The organism is Paenibacillus camelliae (assembly GCF_023715345.1).
Lineage (GTDB): Bacteria > Bacillota > Bacilli > Paenibacillales > Paenibacillaceae > Pristimantibacillus > Pristimantibacillus camelliae.
Window position 1 is genome coordinate 1 of the sequence record NZ_JAMBNY010000106.1, and the last position, 224, is coordinate 224.

General features: G+C 54.0%; 2 tRNA genes. Both read left to right on the plus strand.

Annotated elements, in window-relative coordinates:
• Nucleotides 1–33 precede the first annotated feature (33 nt).
• Nucleotides 34–110, plus strand: a tRNA-Ile gene (locus tag M3180_RS22620).
• A 23-nt stretch (nt 111–133) separates the two neighbouring features.
• Nucleotides 134–209, plus strand: a tRNA-Ala gene (locus M3180_RS22625).
• Nucleotides 210–224: the final 15 nt, after the last annotated feature.

Genomic DNA, 224 nt, shown 5'->3' on the forward strand with positions numbered 1-224 from the left:
GAGAGTAGGACGTCGCCAAGCGGTGGCTAATAAGGGCCTTTAGCTCAGCTGGTTAGAGCGCACCCCTGATAAGGGTGAGGTCGGTGGTTCGAGTCCACTAAGGCCCACCATCTACAACTTTATATTATATTATGGGGCCATAGCTCAGCTGGGAGAGCGCCTGCCTTGCAAGCAGGAGGTCAGCGGTTCGATCCCGCTTGGCTCCACCAAAGAAGATTTACAAC